3 protein-coding genes are annotated in these 3,050 nt (G+C 33.3%); all 3 read left to right on the top strand.

The annotated features are described in order from the left end of the window. Positions 1-1,895: BglG family transcription antiterminator (locus RT405_RS08610; protein WP_313469109.1), on the top strand; the 1,895-nt coding region annotated here is incomplete at its 5' end. 1 nt (position 1,896) lies between these two features. Beyond that, entirely contained in the window at positions 1,897-2,187 is a 291-nt protein-coding gene (locus RT405_RS08605) for a PTS sugar transporter subunit IIB (RefSeq protein ID WP_313469108.1), read from the top strand. A gap of 19 nt (positions 2,188-2,206) precedes the next feature. Next, positions 2,207-3,050: PTS ascorbate transporter subunit IIC (locus RT405_RS08600; protein ID WP_313469107.1), on the top strand; the 844-nt coding region annotated here is incomplete at its 3' end.

The following is a 3,050-nucleotide window of genomic DNA, read 5'->3' as shown; positions in this document are numbered from 1 at the left end:
CAAAAATAGAAATAAAGGAGGGTGATTACAGAATTTCACAAAGTCTAATTGACGAAAAAAATCAACTCCAAGTAAAATTGAAAAATAATCAAATTTATTTGCAAGAAACTGAAAGAGAACAATTAATTTATCTTTATACGTTTATTCGAAAAGAAGCAATTTCAAATTATCACTATCAAGAGTTATTGCAAGTCAGTAAAAATACGACATTAAGCGATATAAAAAAATTAAGAGAAAAATGCAAGTACTACAATGTACAGTTAAAATATACGCGGGCAAAAGGTTATTATCTAGAAGGCAAGGAATTAGACAAGCGCAGATTGGCTTCACAAAGTATTTCGTTTTTGTTGCAGACAACTATCGGATCTTGGGCTCTTAATTATGTGACACAAGAGTGGGGTGAAGAACTAAAACTCTTGAACTTAAAAGATTTTATCAAGCAATTAGCGGCAGAAGCAAAGATCCGATTGGTGGAAGATCGGTTAACAGAAATTGTTGGACTGATTTATTTTGTCTACTTGCGGCAAAAGAGGGTAAAAATTTTATTTACAAAAGAGGAAAAAGCAGTACTAAAAAATAGCGGTGTTGATCAAATCAGTAAAACGATTTTAACGCAATTTTTTAACTTACCGTATTCAGAAAATGAAGCTAGTTTTTTAACGATGACGCTATTAGGAATAGCAGAAGGCAATCTTTCTCTTTATAAAGATGAAAAACTTTTTCAATTAGCAAGTGATATCATTAATAATATGGAAAAAGTAGCCGTTATAGAATTTGAAAACAAAGAAACACTGCAAGAATCATTGTATATGCATATTGTACCCACTTACTACCGTTTGCTGTTCGGAATGAAATTAGAAAATTCAATGGTCAATCAAATCAAAAGAGAACATAAGGATCTATTCGGTTTTGTAAAAAAAGCTTTGGAGCCTTTACAAAAAATGGTGAAAAGAGACATACCAGATGAAGAGATTGCTTATTTTACGATTCATTTTGGTGGCCAATTTGAAAAGACATTAAAACAACAACATTCATATCGTGCTTTAGTTATTTGTCCAAATGGAATCAGTTCTTCTTTGATTCTAAGATCAGAATTAAAACAGTTATTTCCGCAGCTTCATTGGCTAGGTGAACATTCTGTTGAAGAACTGAAGCAGATACCAGAACACTCTTATGACATGATCTTTTCAACTGTTTACATTAGAACTGACAAAAAATTGTATATTGTGAAGCCGATTATGAATCAACGAACTAAAAATTATTTATTACAAAGTGTAACAAATGATTTTAATTTGGTTGGAGCACCAAGTATCAATATAGAAGATTTAATGAATACAATTAAAAAACATGCAACTATTGTTGATGAAGAAAAGCTTTATGAAGCATTATCAAAGAAAATAAGGACACAATTTGAACAAGAAAGGGAGGAGCTGCCAATGTTAGAAGATTTAATTACCGAGGATATGATTCAATTTAGTGATACTGAAAACCTTTCTTGGGAAGAAGCTATTGAATTAAGCAGCGGACCATTAATAAAGAAAAAGTATATTGAAGAAAGTTACGTTGAGGCTATTATCAAAAACGTGCATAAGTTTGGTGCATTTATTGATTTAGGACAAGGAATCGCTATTCCACATGCTCGCCCTGAAAATGGTGTAAATCAATTGGGGATGACTCTATTAAAATTATCAAAACCTGTTTATTTACTAGATGATCCTAACCATGGTGTGAATATTATCATCACGTTAGCAGCTATTGATAATCAAACGCATCTGAAAGCTTTGTCACAATTAACAAGAATTTTAAGTGATAGTAAAAAACTAAAAATTTTAACAGAAGCCAAAACAAAAGAAGAGATATTAACACTTATAAAAGAAAATCAGGAGGTAGTGTAAAATGGTTAAATTTGGTACAGCGTGTGGTTCAGGTTTAGGTTCAAGTTTTATGTTGGAAATGAATATTGAAAGTGTACTGAAAGAGCTAGGAGTAGATAGTTCACAAGTAGAAGTAGAACATTATGATATGGGATCTACTGCACCAGGCTTAGCCGATGTTTGGTTTGTTGGAGCTGATTTAGAAGATGCAGCCAAGGATTTGGGAGATGTAAGGATTTTAAAAAGTATCATTGATATGGATGAATTGCGTGAAAAAGTAACACAAGCCTGCAAAGACAAAAACTTAATTTAATACAAAGGGAGTGTTTAAAATGAATGGTGCCTTACAATTTATTATAGATGTAGCTAGTACACCTGCATTACTTGTTGCTTTAATCGCTGTTTTAGGTTTGATGTTGCAAAAGAAGCCGACAACAGATGTTGTTAAAGGCGGCGTAAAAACATTTGTTGGTTTTATTGTTGTTACAACGGGGGCAGGAGCAGTTGAAGCTTCTTTAGCTCCTTTTGGAGAAATGTTTCAAGTAGCCTTCAATATGCAAGGAATTGTTCCAAACAATGAAGCAATTGTTGCAGTAGCTTTAAATGAATATGGAACAACAACAGCTTTGATTATGTTAGCCGGTATGATTTTTAATATTCTTATTGCTCGGTTCACAAAATTTAAATACATTTTCTTAACAGGTCATCATACTCTTTACCTTGCTTGTATGATTGCGGTAATTATGTCAGTAGTTGGTTTTACATCTGCTCCATTGATTCTCTTAGGCGGTTTGGCATTAGGAATTGTTATGGCATTGTCTCCAGCGCTTGTACAACCGTTTATGCGCCAATTAACTGGTAACGATAATGTAGCTTTAGGACATTTTAGTGCGGCTGGTTATGCATTGAGTGGCTATATCGGAAGAATGTTTGGAAATAAAGAAAAATCTACTGAAGATATCAAGTTCCCTAAAGGACTAGGTTTCTTGAGAGATTCAACAGTTAGTATCGCTATTACAATGGCTATCATTTATGTAGTTGTTGCTATTTTTACAGGCGGAGCTTATATCCGCGAAAACTTAAGCAATGGTACAAACCATATTATTTTCGCTTTGCAACAAGCTGGTGCATTTGCTGCAGGTGTGTTTGTTATTCTAGCTGGTGTACGCTTGATTT

It is taken from the genome of Carnobacterium sp., from assembly GCF_032094055.1.
Taxonomy (GTDB): Bacteria; Bacillota; Bacilli; order Lactobacillales; family Carnobacteriaceae; genus Carnobacterium_A.
The sequence above is the reverse complement of the archived record's forward strand: the minus strand, read 5'-3'. Positions and strand labels throughout refer to the sequence as shown.